This is a genomic window from Ruegeria sp. CH10, assembly GCF_056537125.1.
This window is the reverse complement of record NZ_JBQFQY010000009.1, coordinates 54,214-69,883: the sequence shown is the minus strand read 5'-3', so window position 1 is coordinate 69,883 and position 15,670 is coordinate 54,214. Positions and strand designations below refer to the sequence as shown.

Sequence of the window (15,670 nt, the reverse complement as noted above, 5' to 3'; positions counted from 1 at the left end):
AAGACCTGCACGGCTACGCCTGTAGTCGGGTGATAGAAAAAGGTGGTGGAGATGGGTGCGCAAACCAATGCGGCGCCAATCATCATCAAGAAGAAACGTGTGTCCGGTGGCGATGGCCACCATGGTGGCGCGTGGAAAGTCGCATATGCCGACTTTGTCACGGCCATGATGGCGTTCTTCATGTTGATGTGGCTGCTGAATGCAACGACCGAAACGCAACGCAAAGGGCTGGCGGATTACTTCTCGCCGACGATTCCGGTCAATCCGGTGTCGGGGGGCGGCGATGGGGCCTTTGGCGGCAATAACATGTTCTCAGAAGACACGATGGTGATGGACGGATCCGGCGCGGCCAAGCGTCATCCCACGATCGCACGGCAGGCGCGTGGCTCGATCGGCGTCAATCCCGATGGCGGCAAAGAGGCGTCCGACGATTTCTCGACGCTTGAGGCGCAGCTTTTGGGGCATACCGGCGAAAGCATGGTGTCGGATAAGGTGCTGAAACACATAGTCACGCGCGTCACCGACGAAGGGCTGGTGGTCGAACTGTTCGATACTGACGACCAACCCCTGTTCGAATCGGGCACGGATACACCCACGCCGATGATGCGGGCGCTGGCGCTTTTGGTGGCACGGTCCTCGGACCTGGTAACAAACGATGTGGCGGTCGAAGGTCATGTCCGCGCCTCACCGGTGGTTCTGGCGCGCGATCCGTCCTGGGATGTGTCGACCTCACGCGCGCAGATGGTGCGGCAATTGCTTGAAGATAAGGGGTTTTCGACGCCCCGGCTGGACCGTGTTACCGGCCATGCCGACCGGGAACTGTCCGACGAAAACCCCATGGCAGTGCGCAACAATCGGATCGAGATCATCTTTCTGCGCGACACCTGACAGCGAAAGGATAGGACGCATTTTACCTGTTAGCGCGCTGTTAAGGGGCAGTGCGCTAGCTGTTGCTTCAACGATTGACGCAACAGAAGGGCGTGCCAATGACGATTTCCTCCTCGCTGAATGCCGGTGTGGCCTCATTGAAGGCCAACGCCAACCGGCTGGCCACGATTTCCGACAACATCGCGAACTCTTCGACCTTCGGCTATAAACGGGTCGAGACGGATTTTCATTCGATGGTCACGTCCGGGCAGGGCGGCAGCTATTCGGCGGGCGGGGTCCGCACCACAAGTCAACGTCTGATTGATCAGCGCGGGTCGCTGGTGACCACGAACAACTCAACCGATCTGGCGGTGCGCGGGCGGGGCATGCTGCCGGTGCGCCCAAGCTCGCAAATCGCGGGCGGCTCGAATGAGATGTTGCTGACCTCGACCGGCTCATTCCGCACCAATGAAGAAGGGTATCTGGTCACCGAATCTGGCCTCGTCCTGCTAGGATGGCGCGCAAACCCGGATGGCTCGATCCCGTCGGTTCCCCGCGATACCCCGGCCGCGCTGGAGCCTGTGCAGCTGAGCGTCAATCAGCTGTCGGGCGCGCCGACCACGCAGATGAACCTGCGCATGAACCTGCCTGCGACAGCAACGGATGCGGGTGCTCCCGGCGATTCTCAGCCCCTGTCGGTTGAGTATTTCGACAACCTCGGCAAATCCGAAAGCGTCGACATTGAACTGGTGCCAACCGTCCCCGCCACCGGGACCAGTAATGAATGGACGATGATCCTGCGCGATTCCGCCTCGGGCGGGGCGGTGATCGGGGAATATACGCTAACCTTCACCGACAGCCGCACTGCCGGGGGGACATTGGCCAGCGTCGCGACCGTTTCGGGCGGGGCCTATGACCCGGCCACCGGCAGCGTCATTGTCAACGTCGCGGGCGGCCCGATGGAGATCAATATTGGCGAGATTAATGACCCGGACGGAATCACGCAATTGTCCGACACATTCGCCCCGGTCTCGATCACACGCGACGGGTCTGCCGTTGGGACAATGACCAGCGTGCAGGTGGATGAAAACGGCTATGTCTACGCCTTCTATGACACTGGTGTCAGCCGTCGCATGTTCCAGATTCCGCTGGCGGATGTGCCCAATCCCAACGGCCTGACGGCACTGGACAGCCAGACCTATGCGCCATCACGCGAAAGCGGCACCTTCTTCCTGTGGAACGCAGGTGAGGGGCCGACCGGCGATCTTGTTTCCTTTGCGCGCGAGGAATCGACCACCGACATCGCAACCGAGCTGACCTCGCTGATCCAGACCCAGCGCGCCTATTCCTCAAGCGCGACGGTGATCCAGACCGTGGATGAGATGTTGCAGGAAACCACCAATATCAAACGCTGATTTGGGCTTTGAGCCGGAAAAGGGGGCTGTCAGATGAATATGACGACCGCATTCAACAACGCCGTCAGCGGTCTGACCGCCGCCAGCCGGGGCACATCGGTGGTTTCGGACAATATCGCCAATGCGCTGACCCCCGGCTTTGCACGCAGGTCGCTGGAATTGACGACGAATGTGATCTCGGGTCAGGGGGTGCGCACGGTTGGCGTGGTGCGCAACCACGACCCGGTCCTGACCGCAAACCGCCGCGCCACCGATGCCGAGCTTGGATATCAGACCGCCCTGTCACAGTTTCACACCGGTGTTGAGCGGGTCGTCGGGTCCGCGGATGACCAGACCTCGCTGGCTGCAAGGCTGGCGGATTTCGACAGCAGCCTGATCACGGCGGCCAGCTTGCCAGATTCCTCGGAACGGCTGGATCAGGTCGCGCGCGCAGGGCGCGATCTGGCGGATCGGATCAATTCCGCCTCGGAGGGCGTCCGACAGATGCGGTCAGACGCGGACCGTACCATCGGAAAACAGGTGGATCGCCTGAATCAGACCCTCAAAGACATTGAGAAACTGAATGCCCGAATCCCCTCGGTCAAACATACGGGCGGGGACGTAGGGGCATTGCTGGATCAACGGCAGGTTCTGATTGATCAGGTCAACGAATTGGTGCCCGTGAATGCGGTGCCACGTGCGAATGATCAGGTCTCGCTTTATTCCGATGGCGGTCTGATCCTGCTGGAGGGAACGGCGGCGCAGTTCTCCTTTACGACCACCGGCGACACCAAACCCCACATGACGGTGGGCAATGGCCTGCTGTCGGGTTTGGAAATGAACGGCAACCCGGTGCGCACCAGCGGCGACGGTGCGCAAATCCGGGGCGGCGCGCTGATGGCGCAGTTCCAGATCCGTGACGAGCTGGCGGTTGAGGTGCAGGCCAATCTGGACTCGGTCGCCCGCGATCTGATCGAACGGTTCGAAACACCGGGCCTGGACCCAACCGCACTGCCGACCGATGCGGGCCTGTTCACCGATGCAGGCAACCGGTTCGACGCGACGGCCCCGGCCGGGCTGGCCTCTCGCATCAGTCTGAATACGGTTGTTGACCCCGACAATGGGGGCGAAAGCTGGCGGTTGCGGGATGGTCTTGGCGCGGCAGCACCCGGAGATCCGGGCAATGCCACACAGTTGCAGGCGCTTGGTGCGGTGCTCAGCGACGCGCGCGCTGTGGCGGGGGCGCCATTTGGAACCGGGGCCATGCGGGCCTCGGACCTGACCGAGGCGCTGATGTCCCGAACCGGGGCCGACGCCCATGCGGCAAGCCAGCGCCTGACCTTTGCCAACAGCGCGCAGCTGGAAATGGCCCGGATCGAGGCCGAAGACGGCGTCGATACGGATCAGGAACTGCAGAACCTGATTGAGATTGAACAAGCCTATGCGGCGAACGCCCGGGTCATCTCGGTCGTGGATGAATTGATGGATACTTTGCTGAGGTTGTGATGATGAATTTGACTTCTATCGGTGATCTGGCGCGCGGCATGACGTTGAAGGCCCGATCGACCGAATTGAAAACCCAGATCGAAACCCTGTCTTACGAAATGTCCACCGGCAAGGTTCAGGATGTCTCGGGGCATCTGGATGGGGACTATTCCTACCTTTTGGATCTGGACCGCAGCCTGTCGCGACTGGACGCCTATCAGGTCTCAACCTCGGAGGCTGGCTTGTTCACCGATGCCATGCAGCTGAGCCTGACGACCATTGACGATGCGGTCAGTGAATTCACCGCCTCGATGCTGTCTTTCGGGACATCGAACCAGGCCGTCAGCCATGAGAACGCATCCGTGCAGGCCCGCAATGAGCTTGATACGATCATCTCGGCGCTGAACACGCGGGCGGGCGGGCGTAGCTTGTATTCAGGTGCGGCCACGGATGTTTCGCCGCTGCCGTCAACCGACACGTTGCTGGCCGCGCTAGAGGTCGAACTGACCGGCCATGCCACTGTCGCGGATATGCGGCAGGCGGCCGAGGATTGGTTCAACGACCCCGCTGGGTTCGATGCGCTGATCTATCAGGGATCGGACACGGCCTTGTCGCCGATGCAAATCTCCGAGAATGAAAGTGTTCGCATTCCGATCACGGCGACAGACCCTGCGCTCAAGGACGCGCTGCGCGATATTGCCGTGGCGGCGCTGGTGTCGGATGACAGGCTCAACCTGCCGCGTGATCAACGGACGGCCTTGTTCACCCAGCTGGGGGTTGATCTGGCCAATACTCAGAACGAGGTGGTCAACCTGCGTGCGCAGGTCGGATCGGCCGAGGCGCGGATCGAACAGGCCGCTACACGCAACAGCGCAGCCCAAACCAGCCTGGAATACAGCCGCAACAAACTGGTCGCTGCGGACCCTTATCAAACCGCAGTGCAGCTGCAGACCGTCCAGTTCCAGTTAGAGAGCCTCTATTCCGTCACCGTTCGCAATTCGAACCTGTCATTGGTGAATTTCCTCAGATGAGACTTCTTGTATTCCTTTTGATGCTGTTGCCCGGCATCGCCCAGGCCGGTGCAATCCGCCTCAAGGACCTGGTCGATTTCGACGGGGTGCGCGGCAACGATCTGGTGGGTTATGGCCTGGTGGTCGGGCTGAATGGCACCGGCGACGGGCTGCGCAATTCTCCGTTCACCGAAGAGATCATGTCGAACATCCTCGAACGGCTGGGCGTGAATGTGAATGGCGAGGATTTTCGCCCAAAGAACGTGGCTGCGGTGTTGGTGACGGCCAGCCTACCGCCTTTTGCGAGGGTGGGCGGCCAGATCGACGTCACGGTGTCGGCCATCGGCGATTCCAACAGCCTTTTGGGCGGGACGTTGATCATGACCCCCTTGAACGCTGCGGACGGGCAGATTTACGCCGTGGCGCAAGGTACCGTTCTGGCCGGTGGCGCCTCGGTCGAGGGTGAGGCTGCCTCGGTCGTCCAAGGCGTTCCGACCTCGGGCGTTATCCCGTCCGGCGCGCGGGTCGAGCGTGAGATTGACTTTGACCTCTCGACCCTCACGCAGATGCGCCTTGCCCTGCGTGAACCGGATTTCACCACCGCCAGCCGCATTGAGGTGGCAATCAACACGGAATTCAACCGGGCGGTCGCGATCATGCGCGACTCGGGCACGGTCGAGCTGAACATCGCGGCGACCCAATCCGTTTCAACGGCGCATGCGCTGGGCCGGATTGAGAACATTCTGGTCGAACCCGAAACCAAGGCCCGCGTGGTGGTGGATCAGCGGTCGGGCACCATTGTCATGGGGCAAGAGGTACGCATCTCTCGCGTGGCGGTTTCACAGGGCAATCTGACCCTGACGGTCGAAGAGGCCCCCATCGCCGTCCAACCCAACCCCTTTGCGCGCGGCGAAACGGTCGTCGTCCCCCGCACCATCGCCGGTATCGAGGAAGAGGAAGGCACCGGACTGGCCGAAATCCCCGAGGCCACCACCCTATCCGAGGTCGTGGCGGGCCTGAACGCGTTGGGCGTGTCGCCCCGCGACATGATCGACATCCTCAAGACGATCAAGGCCGCCGGGGCACTGCATGCAGAGTTCATAGTAAGGTAGGGGCGGGCTGCGCCCCTATTTCGATTTCCAGCTGTCCAGCCAGCGCTTGAACCGGTTGCTGCGATCTTCGATCGCGTCTCCGGCGGCGTATAGGCCGTCTTCGACATTCTCAAGCATCGGGTCAATACGCCGTTGGCGGAACCTGCGCCAGCGTACCCACATCGCCCAGAGGATCGCAAAAAACACGGTCAGGAAGATAATGTTGAACCACGGGATCAACCGTACGTCGGGGCCGTCCACCGGGCGTACCGAGACTACGTTGGGGAAGATCGACATCAGCTGATTGCGCCAACCATAATGGCGCAACACCACCCATTGCGGATTGTCTGCGGTGGACACAAGGTTGGTCAGCTCTGCCTGCAGATTCGAACTGTCGAGCTTGAAGTAAGGCGGCCAGCCCCAGCCGGTATCTTCGTTGCGGTAAACACGCGGCTTGCCGTTCGGGCGGAAGGTCTCAACAAACCGCACATCACGGTTCACGGTCTGCGCGCCCTCTTGCCCGGTATCCTGCTGCGCCCAGAAGATCGAGTTCTCACCGAAATCGACGCGACGCACCTCGGTCTTGACGATCCGCACCACATCCTGCTGCGGCAGCGTGTATTCCAGAACCGAGGCAACCAGACCCCAGAACACAATGATGAACACCCATTTGACATAGACCATCTACAAGGCCCTCACATGAAATTAGTAATATAGATCAGCAGGGCAATCGCCCCCAGCGGAATGACATAGACACCCAGCAGCAGTTTCTTGCGGAACGAGTTATCATACTGCCGCATCCCCCGCTCAAGAAATGCGTCACGATCGCCGTGCAACCCTTTCTTTTCCCAATGCGCGATCAGTTTGCGGCGGCGGACAAGGCGGGAATAGATCGACAACCCGACATAGATCACCGTCAGTATGATCAGCAGCGGGATCAGAAAACGGATTGCAACGAACATTCAGCCTCTCCCTACAGCGCCCCACGGGCCGACGCGCGCGATGATGTCATCGCTGACACGATCTGCACCGCTCATATCCGGCTCATGCCCGAACAGCGCGGCGCGGGCGCCTGCCTTGTCCATCTGATACTCGCGCGCGAGGAAGTCGGCAACATAGGCTTTCTTGGCCTCAGGCCATGTGGAATAGGTGCTGTAGAACAGTTCTTTGTGGCAGATGAACATCTGGCGCGGGTCCAGCGGGGCCAGTTCGGCCAGAAGCATATTCACCAGATCACGGTTTGGCGTATCCGTCGCGCGCAATGTGTAGAAATAGGCCGGGTGGTCCGAGGTGATACGCGGCCACGGCCCACCTTCGCTGGCCCAGCGCAGCAATTGGGCAAGGCCGTGAAACGCCTCGGGCAAGTGATCGGCGTGGTTGCGGGCCAGACGGCGCATATCGCTGCGGTCCAGCCCTGCAAGATCAACCCCGGCATCCGCCGCGGCGTGGATGGTCAGAAAATCCATCTTTTGCCGCAAAACGGCGGCTGAGTTCACACCCCGCGCCTCAATGATCGATTCCACCAGAGTGTTGTCGTTCAAAAAGGCTGCAATCCGGTGCCGTTGCGTGGGGTCGAACACATGGTCCAGCAGCAGGTCATCCGGCTTTTCGCCCATGCAAATCGCCGCCGGATAGTCCAGATCGGGAAACAGGTAGAGCCCGCCGAAATGCGCCGTCCAGAAATTGCGCTGTTCAAACGCGGTATGGCGCAGATGGACCGGGTTGCGGGTGACGTCGCCGGTTTCTTTGGCCGTCTCGATCATCCGGGCGATCAGCACATCGTCGAACCAGGCGTCCTCTTGGGTCTTGAACTGCTCGACCATGCCCGCCAGTTGTTCGGCCTTGCGCAGGGTGCCGCCGACCGTGTCGGCCTCAATCTCGATCTTGCGCAGGTTCAGCAGATCGGCAGGTGTGGTGAGTTTGAAGACCGAGTTCACCAGCTCTCCGGCCACGGCATCTGTGGCGGTCAGGGCAAACAGCTGCGCCTCGTTCATCTCGATAAATTCGCGCAGAATATCGCGCGAGGTCGAGAATTTGACGTTCAGCAAAGGTGCGCGTTTCTGTTCGGTCGTCAGCAGGATGAACTGCCGGTTCACCCCATTGGGGTTGAGGTAGAACGAGTCGTCCAATTCCTGCCCGATCTCAGGGGAATAGCCCGAGATATCCACGTGGAAATCCAAAAGCTGAGTGGTCCTGCCCGCCAGGTGCTGCAACGCGCGGTTATACCGCTCGATTAAGGCCGGGCTGGAGATGTGGACGAGATTGCCGAACATCAGACCTTTTTCGATTAGGCGGATCATTGCATTTGACCTCTCGCGCATCGCGGCTGCGCTGCATGCTTCGCTAACTTCATTATCGCGCTTGTCATTTTGACATCCATCGCCTGAAACCAAAAAGCGATATTGTAGCTACACTCAAAATACACCCCATCATCAGAAAACTGATAAATACGTCGCTTGGGGGATCTGTCGCCGCGCACAGTCCGTATTTGCCGAAATTCCCGGGCAATAGCGCTTTCCAATTGCAAAATGAAACAGTCGCTAAGATCCCTAAAGAAAATGAAAAAATGGCGACAGCACCAAGAAGTCCCCAAACGCCCCAACGCAACGGCAGGAAAAGGCCCAAAAGAATTGCGAGACCAATGATTGCTAGCAACAATATCATGTGTTCGCCTTCCCTAACCGACGGCGCGCAACCGCATGAGCGACTCCGGCCAAAATCATCGCAGGTACGCGCTGTTCAAAGACGCAAAGATGAGGCTCAACCCTGCTGTCACCCCTTCCGCCCTGGATATAGCCACTTGTTCTATCCCATCCTCCTGAACCGCCAAACAACCACAACCGCCAACACCAACAACGGCAAGGCAAACGCCCGCGCCGTGATTTGCAGGTTGAACCCGATGTAGGACACCACGCTGCCCTCAAACAGGATCAGCGACTCTTCCCAAGTGGTGCCCTCGAACCCGCTGCCTGCGTTCACGCCGAATTGGGTCAGAAACAGCACCGCTACGGCGGCCAAAAAGCCGAACACGCCCCAACGCAGGGGCAGGATCAGACCCAAAACAAGGGCCAAACCGGTGATTGCGAGTGTCAATGTCATGTCGTTGCCTCCTTTGACCGACGGCGCGTAAACGCATACGCGCCTCCGGCCAAGATCAGTGCGGGCACGAACCAGAAAAACGCCATCCCAAGGAAATGTGATGGCATTTCAGCGGGACCAAAGGCGTGGAGCAATGAGGCCGGGCGCAGGACAGACGCGCCGTTCATCCAGATCTCGAACAGGGCGCTCCAGATATAGGTGACCGCGAAGATGATCAGCGCCAACAGGGCAAAGGCCCGTCGGGAGGGTGGTCTGCGACGGGCCACCGCGGCGCCAAAATACAAGCACGCGCCGATCAGCGACCCGAAGATCAGGATCAGGCCACCGGTCACCCCTTGCCCTCCAGATACCGCCGCTTGGCCTCTTCCATCCGGCCCATCTCACGCACCGCCTTGTCGATGGCGACCTCGTCGCTTTTGTCGGCATAGCGGAACTCGCTGTCGGCGTAGCGGTTGATCTCCTGCATCACCATGTCCACCGTGATCGGCTGGCGCAGGTCCTCGATCATGGCCTTCTTGGTGTCGTAGTCGCGGAACAGGAACAGGTCGGGGTTCTCCATCCACTCATCAGGCAGTTCGAAGTCCATCGCGCGGACCTTGACCGCGTCGGTGATGTTCTTGATTGCACGGCCCGTAAAGCGCTCATCCGCCTGTTGGATCGCCTTGAGGTAGGTGCCCAGCTTGGCGATTGTGTCCATTTGGCCAATCTCGCCCGAGACCCGATCATAGACCTGTAGCAGAGCATTCTCATGCGGGCGGGAATGGCTTTCGAAACTGGCAGCGACGGCCTTCTTGATCTCCTGCGCGGCATAGGCCTCGTGTTCGCCCAGCGGGATGTCGTGATTGCGGCCCATCAGCAGGTGCAGGATGTCGATGTAGTCTTCGCGCGTCTGCGGCCCGTCCACCAGAAACCGCGCGCCCGCCCGCTGGCGCAGGGCGTCGTCCACGTTCTCGGGGTAGTTCGAGAACATGCCAAAGGTGCAATTGCCGCGCACAACAGTGTTGGCACCCGCAAAGCTCTCCATCAGCACGGCGGTGATTTCCAGTTGGCCCGCGCTGGACTGCCGGTCGCCGCGCTTGCCCGCCAGCTGGTCGATATCGTCGATGGTGCCAAAGCCGATGACCGAGGGGTCGATGATCGTGTTGATAAACGCCTTGGCGTTCTGGCCAGATTTACCCTGATAGCTGTCGATATTGTCGGTGCTCAGGTTCTGATATCGGAACGGATAGCCCGCATTCTGGCAAAAATCGTTGATCAGCCCGGCCATCATCTGGATCAGGGTGGTCTTGCCGGTGCCCGGTTTACCGTCGCCCATGAAGGTAAAGATGAACCCGCCGAGTTCCGCAAACGGGTTCAGGCGTCGATCAAAATCATAGGCCATCAGCATCTTGGCCAGCTTCATCGCTTGGTATTTGGCGATATGGTTGCCCACCACCTCATTCGGTTCCTTGAACGTCATCGTGAGGGTGGTGGATTTCGCCTTTGAGGCCGGTTCAAACCCCCGGATCGTCAGATCGTCGGCCTCGATATGCCAGGCGGCGTTCTGGAACGGGGCCAGATGGCCTGCGGACCCCGCGCGCAAGGCGGCTTTGTCCATCAGCTGTTCGGCATAGGCGCTGGCGGCCGCGATCAGATGCGTGTCATCGGGGGCGTGCTTGGCCAAGGTCTGATCCAGTTCCCACAGCGCACCATGCAGGGCCAACTGGCCGTTATCGGTCAGAACCTCTTCGATCTCGCCAATATCGGCCGTGACCTCGCCCAAATGTGACGACATCAAATAGGCCAACGCATTGCCAAACGTGTGCAGCGTGACCAAAGCCTCAGCCGTCAGCAATTCCGAAAACTCGCCCTTGCGCGCGGCGGGCAAATCCCCGGACAGGTTCGCGCGCTTCAGATCGGCCAAAGGGGTCTGTTCTGCATAGGCTTCGGCCACCGCCAAAGCGATGGCGGCGGCACGGCGAATGGCTTGCTGAACAACCGCCTGCGACGGTGAAACCAGCGTATCGCCCTCGTCCGAGGCTTCAATCCGCTCAACCAGGTGCACCCCATCGGCCCGAACCGTGCGCCGGGTTACCAACCCCGGCGTCGTTGACCGAAATCGCCGCCCCGAGGAAACCCCCGGCGACCGTTCGACTGCCGCTTCAACCGCCTTGGCAACCCGGGGCGCGTGTTCAAAGCCGCTCAGCAAAGCGGTCGCTGCCGGATAGTGCTTACGAATATCGTCTTCGCGCAATTCCATTTGGTCTGACGTCAAACTCATCTGCTCAACCCTGCATCTTCTTCTCGTTCAAAATACGGTCGTCCCGCTGCCCGGCAGGACCCTTGCAGGGTCCGAAAGGGGGCGAAACTAATAGCGCAACACCTGCCCCGTCTTGCTGACCACGAATTTGCGCACATCACCAAAGCCCGGCGGGTTACGCTCGGCCAATACCTGAAACGGACGCTGAGGCAGAATGATCGACCGCTGCGTGCGCGTAGCCCCGGTCTCGGCCCCCTGCCCGCCAAACGGGTCCAGCGCAAAGACCTCGCGCTCGACTGTGGAAAACCAGCCAGCGCGCTCCTCGATCACCTCTTCGCTTTCCAGCTCTTCGGTGGTCCAGGCCAACGCCCAGTCCTGACCTTCGGGCGCCTGCGCGTCCTCCAGCACCTTCCGCAGAGGACCGGACTGCTCGGTAAAGGCCGAGGAATACATGGGCCCCACATGAATGCGGCGCATGTGTTTGGGGTGCAGGTCGTCGAAATCCTGATCGAAGCCTTTGGCGATGGTCACCAGTTTCAACCCACCTAAGGATTGCGCCATCAGATGCGCCTGCACCTCGGGCCAGCGGCGTTGGTCTTTGGGCAGGGCCGTTTTACCGCTGTCCTCCAACTGCATCAGGTAGATGACCGGCAGGTTGATCTGGCTGTCATAGACCGCCCAGTGGATCAGAAACTTCCGCCGATCCCCCTCATTCCCGATCCAGTGGCACTCAGGATCGTTGCGCGCCCAGAACAGCTCTCCCTTCAGCAATTCCTCGTAATAGAGCCTTTGTGACAGCGCAAATTGCAGCTTGGTGGGGATTTCCCGGTCGCCAATGATCGTCCGCACCATGTCGGTTTTCAGATCATCCTCGGACGGCATGTTCTCCAGATGCACCTGCGCCTGCTGCGCGTCATTGGCCATGGTCAGCAACTCGGCCGCCACAGGAAACCCGCTGTCGCGCTTATCCATCGCAAGGCTGCCAAAGAACCGCCCCGTATCGCGCCCGACCAGCAGGTATTTCATGGACAGCGCGCGGAAAGTGTAGAGCAGCCCCGAGAGGTAACGCGACACGATCCGCACCTCTTGCTTGCTGATCGCACCTTCCGCCTCCATCGTCGCGGCCACGCGCAGGAGGTGGACGGTGATCACCTCGAATTTGCGGAAATAGCGGCGCGAGGCGAAGGTGTCGGTCAGTCCGACATGGTCTTGGGTGGGGTTAGTCATCTCCAACCTTCCCAATCCAAGTCACGTTCCAGCCACGAGTCTATCTGTGCAGCCTTAAGCCCAGCCCACGGCAACCAATAGCCTGCGAACGACAATATTTTAGAGCCAGTCTCGATCAGGAAGATCGTAACTCCAACCAAGCCTACAACTACCAGCCCTATCCGAGCGATCCATTGCACATCTATGATCGCCCCAATGACCAGCGCGATCATCGAAATCATGCCCACCAAAGCCAGCCGAAACCAAATTCGAAACCATCTTGGTTTAAAGGTCGGGTCTAATTCCTTCAGGCTTTTTATGCGAATTGGTTTGCTTCGTTTTTGGTACAAGGCGTTCTTCACCCACCATACAAGTTCTTATCATGCTTCTCGACAATCGAGGCGAACCGGCGGGCAAAGCGTTCGTCGGCTTTGGCCTTTTTCTCCAGCACGTCGCGGGCAAAGACCATGTGGTCCTCATGCGCCTCAAGCATGTCGGCCATTTTCTGGTTGGTCGCGGTGCCGATGGCGGCCATGGCGGTTTGCGCCTCTTGGTCGGTCTGCACGCCGATCTCGTTGATGCGGTGGGCCACGTCCTGCTGCTGCGCGGTTTTCAGCGATTTGGTCAGGGCGTCATACAGCACCACGCGCTGTTGCGTGTCTGTCTGCAGCTTGTTGATCAGCACCATCTGCGTCGCCGCCTGGTTCTGGAGTGAATCGACCCAGGTCTTGCCCTTTTCGATATAGCGCTCCAGCGTCTGGGACTTGGCCAGCTTGACCTGCTCTTCCTGAACCTTAGCGTTGTATTGCTTGTTCAGCTCGGCCAGTTCGGTTTCCAGCTGCGTCCGCGCGGCGGCGTCCTGTTCGACACTGATCTTGTTTTCCAGAGTGATGATCGTCGGGTCCATATCCTGAATCTCAGCCCGCAGGGCCTCCAGTTCAGCCACAGTCGCCTCACGATCATCCAGCGTGCCGGTCAGGTTGTTTTCGACCTTCACCCGCTGTTCTTCCAGCACGGACAGCTGACCTTCCAATAGCTTTACGATCACATCGGATTTGGCGATCAGGTCCTGCAGTTTGTCGTCGATATTGGCCGTGCGCATGCGTTCCTGCCGCATCGACTCGGACTTGGCCTTGGCGAAGATGCCCACAAACGACTCCCACCCGGTTTTCGAGCGCATCTCGTCGAAATCCTTGGAGAACGCGTTGGTGACGTCGTCCAGCCCCATGATCAGTTCGGCGATATTGGCGTTCATCACCTCGGTATGGGCATGCACATCCTCAAGCGTGGCGTTTTCGATGTCGATATCCGCCTCGGCGGTGCCGATCTTGGCGCGCGCCGCGTCAATCCGCGACGTCAGGCTTTCAATCTGCGACTGGCTTTCACGCACTTTGGTCTGCGTTTCTTCGATCAAGGCGTCAAATTGGTGGTTCGACATCTGCACTATCCCCTTTTTTCTTTAATTACCCATTAGATAGGGAATGTTACGACCATTTACATCCCCTTGGATCCCAAAATCATGCAAAGTCTGGCAAACTCATCACGAAAAAGATAGCGCCATATCAGTATCTATTGCGCGCTGTGGGACATCTGCACGATCTTACCTTTTGATCAAATCTGGATTGATCCGCGCCGAACAGTGGACATAGACATTCCCGACCCCACCTGATTGGGTGCGCGAGACACCATTCCTGCCGGAGGCTGACCTATGCTGGACGCAACGACCGACCTGAAATCCATTCTCAAGAACCCAGACCTGCTGGTGACCCAAGCCTATATCGGCGGTCAGTGGGTGGATGGCGACAATGGCACCTTTGCCGTGACCAACCCGGCGCGCGGGGATGTCATCGCCGAAGTGGCCGACCTGAGCCGCGCGCAAGTGGCGGGCGCAATTGCACAGGCAGAGGCGGCGCAAAAGGAATGGGCCAAGCTGACCGGCAAGGAACGCGCGGTCATCCTGCGCCGCTGGTTCGATCTGATGATGGAAAACGCCGAGGATCTGGGCAAGATCCTGACCGCCGAGCAGGGCAAGCCGCTGGCCGAGGCGATTGGCGAGATCGGCTATGGCGCGTCCTTCATCGAATTCTTCGGCGAAGAGGCCAAGCGGGTCTATGGTGAGACGATCCCGGGCCATCAGCGCGACAAGCGCATCATGGTGATGAAGCAGCCCATCGGTGTGGCGGCCTCGATCACTCCGTGGAACTTTCCTAACGCGATGATCACCCGCAAGGCAGCGCCAGCGTTGGCTGCCGGATGCGCCTTTGTTGCACGTCCTGCCAAGGAAACGCCACTGTCTGCACTGGTCATGGGCGTTCTGGCCGAACAGGCGGGCATTCCGGCGGGCGTGTTCAACGTTCTGCCGTCCTCCAGCGCCAGCGAGATCGGAAAGGAGTTCTGCGAAAACCCCGGTGTGCGCAAACTGACCTTCACCGGCTCGACCGAAGTGGGCCGCATCCTGCTGAAGCAGGCTGCCGATCAGGTCATGAAATGCTCGATGGAGTTGGGCGGCAATGCGCCCTTCATCGTGTTCGACGATGCTGATCTGGATGCCGCGGTCGAAGGCGCAATGCTGTGCAAGTTCCGTAACAATGGTCAGACTTGTGTCTGCGCAAACCGCATCTACGTGCAAGCCGGTGTCTATGACGCGTTCGCGGCCAAACTGAAAGCCGCCGTTGAGGCGCTAAAGATCGGCGACGGTCTGGCCGAGGGCACAACCACGGGACCGCTGATCAACGCAGAGGCAGTCGCCAAGGTCGAAGAACATATCAAGGACGTCACCGACAAGGGCGGCGCGGTTCTGACCGGCGGTCTTCCACATGATCTGGGCGGCACCTTCTTTCAGCCCACCATCGTGACGGGTGTGACGCAGGATATGATGGTTGCGCAGGATGAAACCTTTGGCCCGCTCGCCCCGCTGTTCAAGTTCGAGGACGAAGATGACGTGATCGCCATGGCCAATGACACGATCTTTGGTCTGGCCTCGTATTTCTATGCCAAGGACCTCAGCCGCGTCTACAAAGTGGCCGAGGCGCTGGAATATGGCATTGTCGGTGTGAACACCGGTATCATCTCGACCGAGGTCGGGCCCTTTGGCGGCGTCAAACAATCCGGTCTGGGTCGCGAAGGCAGCCATCACGGCATGGAAGATTACCTTGAGATGAAATACGTCTGTCTGTCGGTCTGATCCTTTGCGGCCACTGCCCCGGCGGTGGCCGCGTTTGTCACAAAACTGAAGCCAAACTGTCACAACGCCGCAACGATCCCGGTTCATTTCCCCTC

General features: G+C 59.6%; 16 protein-coding genes. 6 read left to right on the top strand and 10 right to left on the bottom strand.

All coding sequences use genetic code 11. The features are described from left to right. Positions 1–51 precede the first annotated feature (51 nt). The 5 genes from ACRZ94_RS19910 to ACRZ94_RS19890 all read left to right on the top strand — a co-directional run bounded on the left by ACRZ94_RS19910 (position 52) and on the right by ACRZ94_RS19890 (position 5,868). Positions 52–888, top strand: a complete 837-nt coding sequence (locus tag ACRZ94_RS19910; RefSeq protein ID WP_480656552.1) for a flagellar motor protein MotB — start codon at positions 52–54, stop codon at positions 886–888. A gap of 98 nt (positions 889–986) precedes the next feature. After that, a complete protein-coding gene (locus tag ACRZ94_RS19905; protein ID WP_480656554.1) occupies positions 987–2,282 on the top strand; it encodes a flagellar hook protein FlgE in 1,296 nt (431 codons plus the stop codon). Between the two features lie 33 nt (positions 2,283–2,315). Beyond that, positions 2,316–3,767, top strand: a complete 1,452-nt coding sequence (gene flgK / locus ACRZ94_RS19900; RefSeq protein WP_480656556.1) for a flagellar hook-associated protein FlgK — start codon at positions 2,316–2,318, stop codon at positions 3,765–3,767. Beyond that, entirely contained in the window at positions 3,767–4,777 is a 1,011-nt protein-coding gene (locus ACRZ94_RS19895) for a flagellin (RefSeq protein ID WP_480798156.1), read from the top strand. The genes flgK and ACRZ94_RS19895 overlap by 1 nt, the downstream gene beginning before the upstream one ends. Next, positions 4,774–5,868, top strand: coding sequence for a flagellar basal body P-ring protein FlgI (locus tag ACRZ94_RS19890; protein WP_480798155.1), 1,095 nt, complete (start codon positions 4,774–4,776; stop codon positions 5,866–5,868). The genes ACRZ94_RS19895 and ACRZ94_RS19890 overlap by 4 nt, the downstream gene beginning before the upstream one ends. Before the next feature lie 15 nt (positions 5,869–5,883). Here the strand turns inward: ACRZ94_RS19890 and ACRZ94_RS19885 are convergent, their stop codons facing one another. The 10 genes from ACRZ94_RS19885 to ACRZ94_RS19840 form a co-directional block, all read right to left on the bottom strand. Continuing rightward, a complete protein-coding gene (locus tag ACRZ94_RS19885; RefSeq protein ID WP_480798154.1) occupies positions 5,884–6,531 on the bottom strand; it encodes a DUF1523 family protein in 648 nt (215 codons plus the stop codon). Between the two features lie 11 nt (positions 6,532–6,542). Continuing rightward, positions 6,543–6,809: a hypothetical protein gene (locus tag ACRZ94_RS19880; protein ID WP_480656562.1), complete on the bottom strand. Its 267-nt coding sequence runs from the start codon at positions 6,807–6,809 to the stop codon at positions 6,543–6,545. Beyond that, positions 6,810–8,147, bottom strand: a complete 1,338-nt coding sequence (locus ACRZ94_RS19875) for a DUF6638 family protein (protein WP_480798153.1) — start codon at positions 8,145–8,147, stop codon at positions 6,810–6,812. 64 nt (positions 8,148–8,211) lie between these two features. Next, positions 8,212–8,511 (bottom strand): hypothetical protein, encoded by a 300-nt coding sequence (locus tag ACRZ94_RS19870; protein WP_480798152.1) that lies wholly within the window; start codon positions 8,509–8,511, stop codon positions 8,212–8,214. 141 nt (positions 8,512–8,652) lie between these two features. Then, the gene (locus tag ACRZ94_RS19865) at positions 8,653–8,946 is read right to left on the bottom strand and encodes a hypothetical protein (RefSeq protein ID WP_480656567.1); all 294 of its coding nucleotides are present in this window, start codon (positions 8,944–8,946) and stop codon (positions 8,653–8,655) included. Next, positions 8,943–9,278: a hypothetical protein gene (locus tag ACRZ94_RS19860; protein WP_480656569.1), complete on the bottom strand. Its 336-nt coding sequence runs from the start codon at positions 9,276–9,278 to the stop codon at positions 8,943–8,945. Before ACRZ94_RS19860 ends, ACRZ94_RS19865 begins: the two co-directional genes overlap by 4 nt. Then, positions 9,275–11,206, bottom strand: a complete 1,932-nt coding sequence (locus tag ACRZ94_RS19855; RefSeq protein WP_480656571.1) for an AAA family ATPase — start codon at positions 11,204–11,206, stop codon at positions 9,275–9,277. The genes ACRZ94_RS19860 and ACRZ94_RS19855 overlap by 4 nt, the downstream gene beginning before the upstream one ends. 87 nt (positions 11,207–11,293) lie before the next feature. Next, positions 11,294–12,412: a hypothetical protein gene (locus ACRZ94_RS19850; protein WP_480798151.1), complete on the bottom strand. Its 1,119-nt coding sequence runs from the start codon at positions 12,410–12,412 to the stop codon at positions 11,294–11,296. After that, positions 12,409–12,753, bottom strand: coding sequence for a hypothetical protein (locus ACRZ94_RS19845; protein ID WP_480798150.1), 345 nt, complete (start codon positions 12,751–12,753; stop codon positions 12,409–12,411). Before ACRZ94_RS19845 ends, ACRZ94_RS19850 begins: the two co-directional genes overlap by 4 nt. Continuing rightward, a complete protein-coding gene (locus ACRZ94_RS19840; RefSeq protein WP_480798149.1) occupies positions 12,750–13,829 on the bottom strand; it encodes a hypothetical protein in 1,080 nt (359 codons plus the stop codon). The genes ACRZ94_RS19845 and ACRZ94_RS19840 overlap by 4 nt, the downstream gene beginning before the upstream one ends. 270 nt (positions 13,830–14,099) lie before the next feature. Here ACRZ94_RS19840 and ACRZ94_RS19835 point away from each other — a divergent pair, with 270 nt between their 5' ends. Continuing rightward, complete coding sequence (locus tag ACRZ94_RS19835; protein ID WP_480798148.1) at positions 14,100–15,575, top strand: NAD-dependent succinate-semialdehyde dehydrogenase; 1,476 nt, start codon at positions 14,100–14,102, stop codon at positions 15,573–15,575. Positions 15,576–15,670: the final 95 nt, after the last annotated feature.

What these genes read in the sequence shown, in the direction of transcription:
- ACRZ94_RS19880 (WP_480656562.1), bottom strand. Translation starts at nt 6,809, where the DNA reads ATGTTCGTTGCAATCCGTTTTCTGATCCCGCTGCTGATCATACTGACG.
- ACRZ94_RS19865 (WP_480656567.1), bottom strand. Translation starts at nt 8,946, where the DNA reads ATGACATTGACACTCGCAATCACCGGTTTGGCCCTTGTTTTGGGTCTG.
- ACRZ94_RS19855 (WP_480656571.1), bottom strand. Translation starts at nt 11,206, where the DNA reads ATGAGTTTGACGTCAGACCAAATGGAATTGCGCGAAGACGATATTCGT.
- ACRZ94_RS19910 (WP_480656552.1), top strand. Translation starts at nt 52, where the DNA reads ATGGGTGCGCAAACCAATGCGGCGCCAATCATCATCAAGAAGAAACGT.
- ACRZ94_RS19905 (WP_480656554.1), top strand. Translation starts at nt 987, where the DNA reads ATGACGATTTCCTCCTCGCTGAATGCCGGTGTGGCCTCATTGAAGGCC.
- ACRZ94_RS19875 (WP_480798153.1), bottom strand. Translation starts at nt 8,147, where the DNA reads ATGATCCGCCTAATCGAAAAAGGTCTGATGTTCGGCAATCTCGTCCAC.
- ACRZ94_RS19835 (WP_480798148.1), top strand. Translation starts at nt 14,100, where the DNA reads ATGCTGGACGCAACGACCGACCTGAAATCCATTCTCAAGAACCCAGAC.
- ACRZ94_RS19850 (WP_480798151.1), bottom strand. Translation starts at nt 12,412, where the DNA reads ATGACTAACCCCACCCAAGACCATGTCGGACTGACCGACACCTTCGCC.
- ACRZ94_RS19890 (WP_480798155.1), top strand. Translation starts at nt 4,774, where the DNA reads ATGAGACTTCTTGTATTCCTTTTGATGCTGTTGCCCGGCATCGCCCAG.
- ACRZ94_RS19895 (WP_480798156.1), top strand. Translation starts at nt 3,767, where the DNA reads ATGATGAATTTGACTTCTATCGGTGATCTGGCGCGCGGCATGACGTTG.
- ACRZ94_RS19885 (WP_480798154.1), bottom strand. Translation starts at nt 6,531, where the DNA reads ATGGTCTATGTCAAATGGGTGTTCATCATTGTGTTCTGGGGTCTGGTT.
- ACRZ94_RS19870 (WP_480798152.1), bottom strand. Translation starts at nt 8,511, where the DNA reads ATGATATTGTTGCTAGCAATCATTGGTCTCGCAATTCTTTTGGGCCTT.
- ACRZ94_RS19840 (WP_480798149.1), bottom strand. Translation starts at nt 13,829, where the DNA reads ATGTCGAACCACCAATTTGACGCCTTGATCGAAGAAACGCAGACCAAA.
- flgK (WP_480656556.1), top strand. Translation starts at nt 2,316, where the DNA reads ATGAATATGACGACCGCATTCAACAACGCCGTCAGCGGTCTGACCGCC.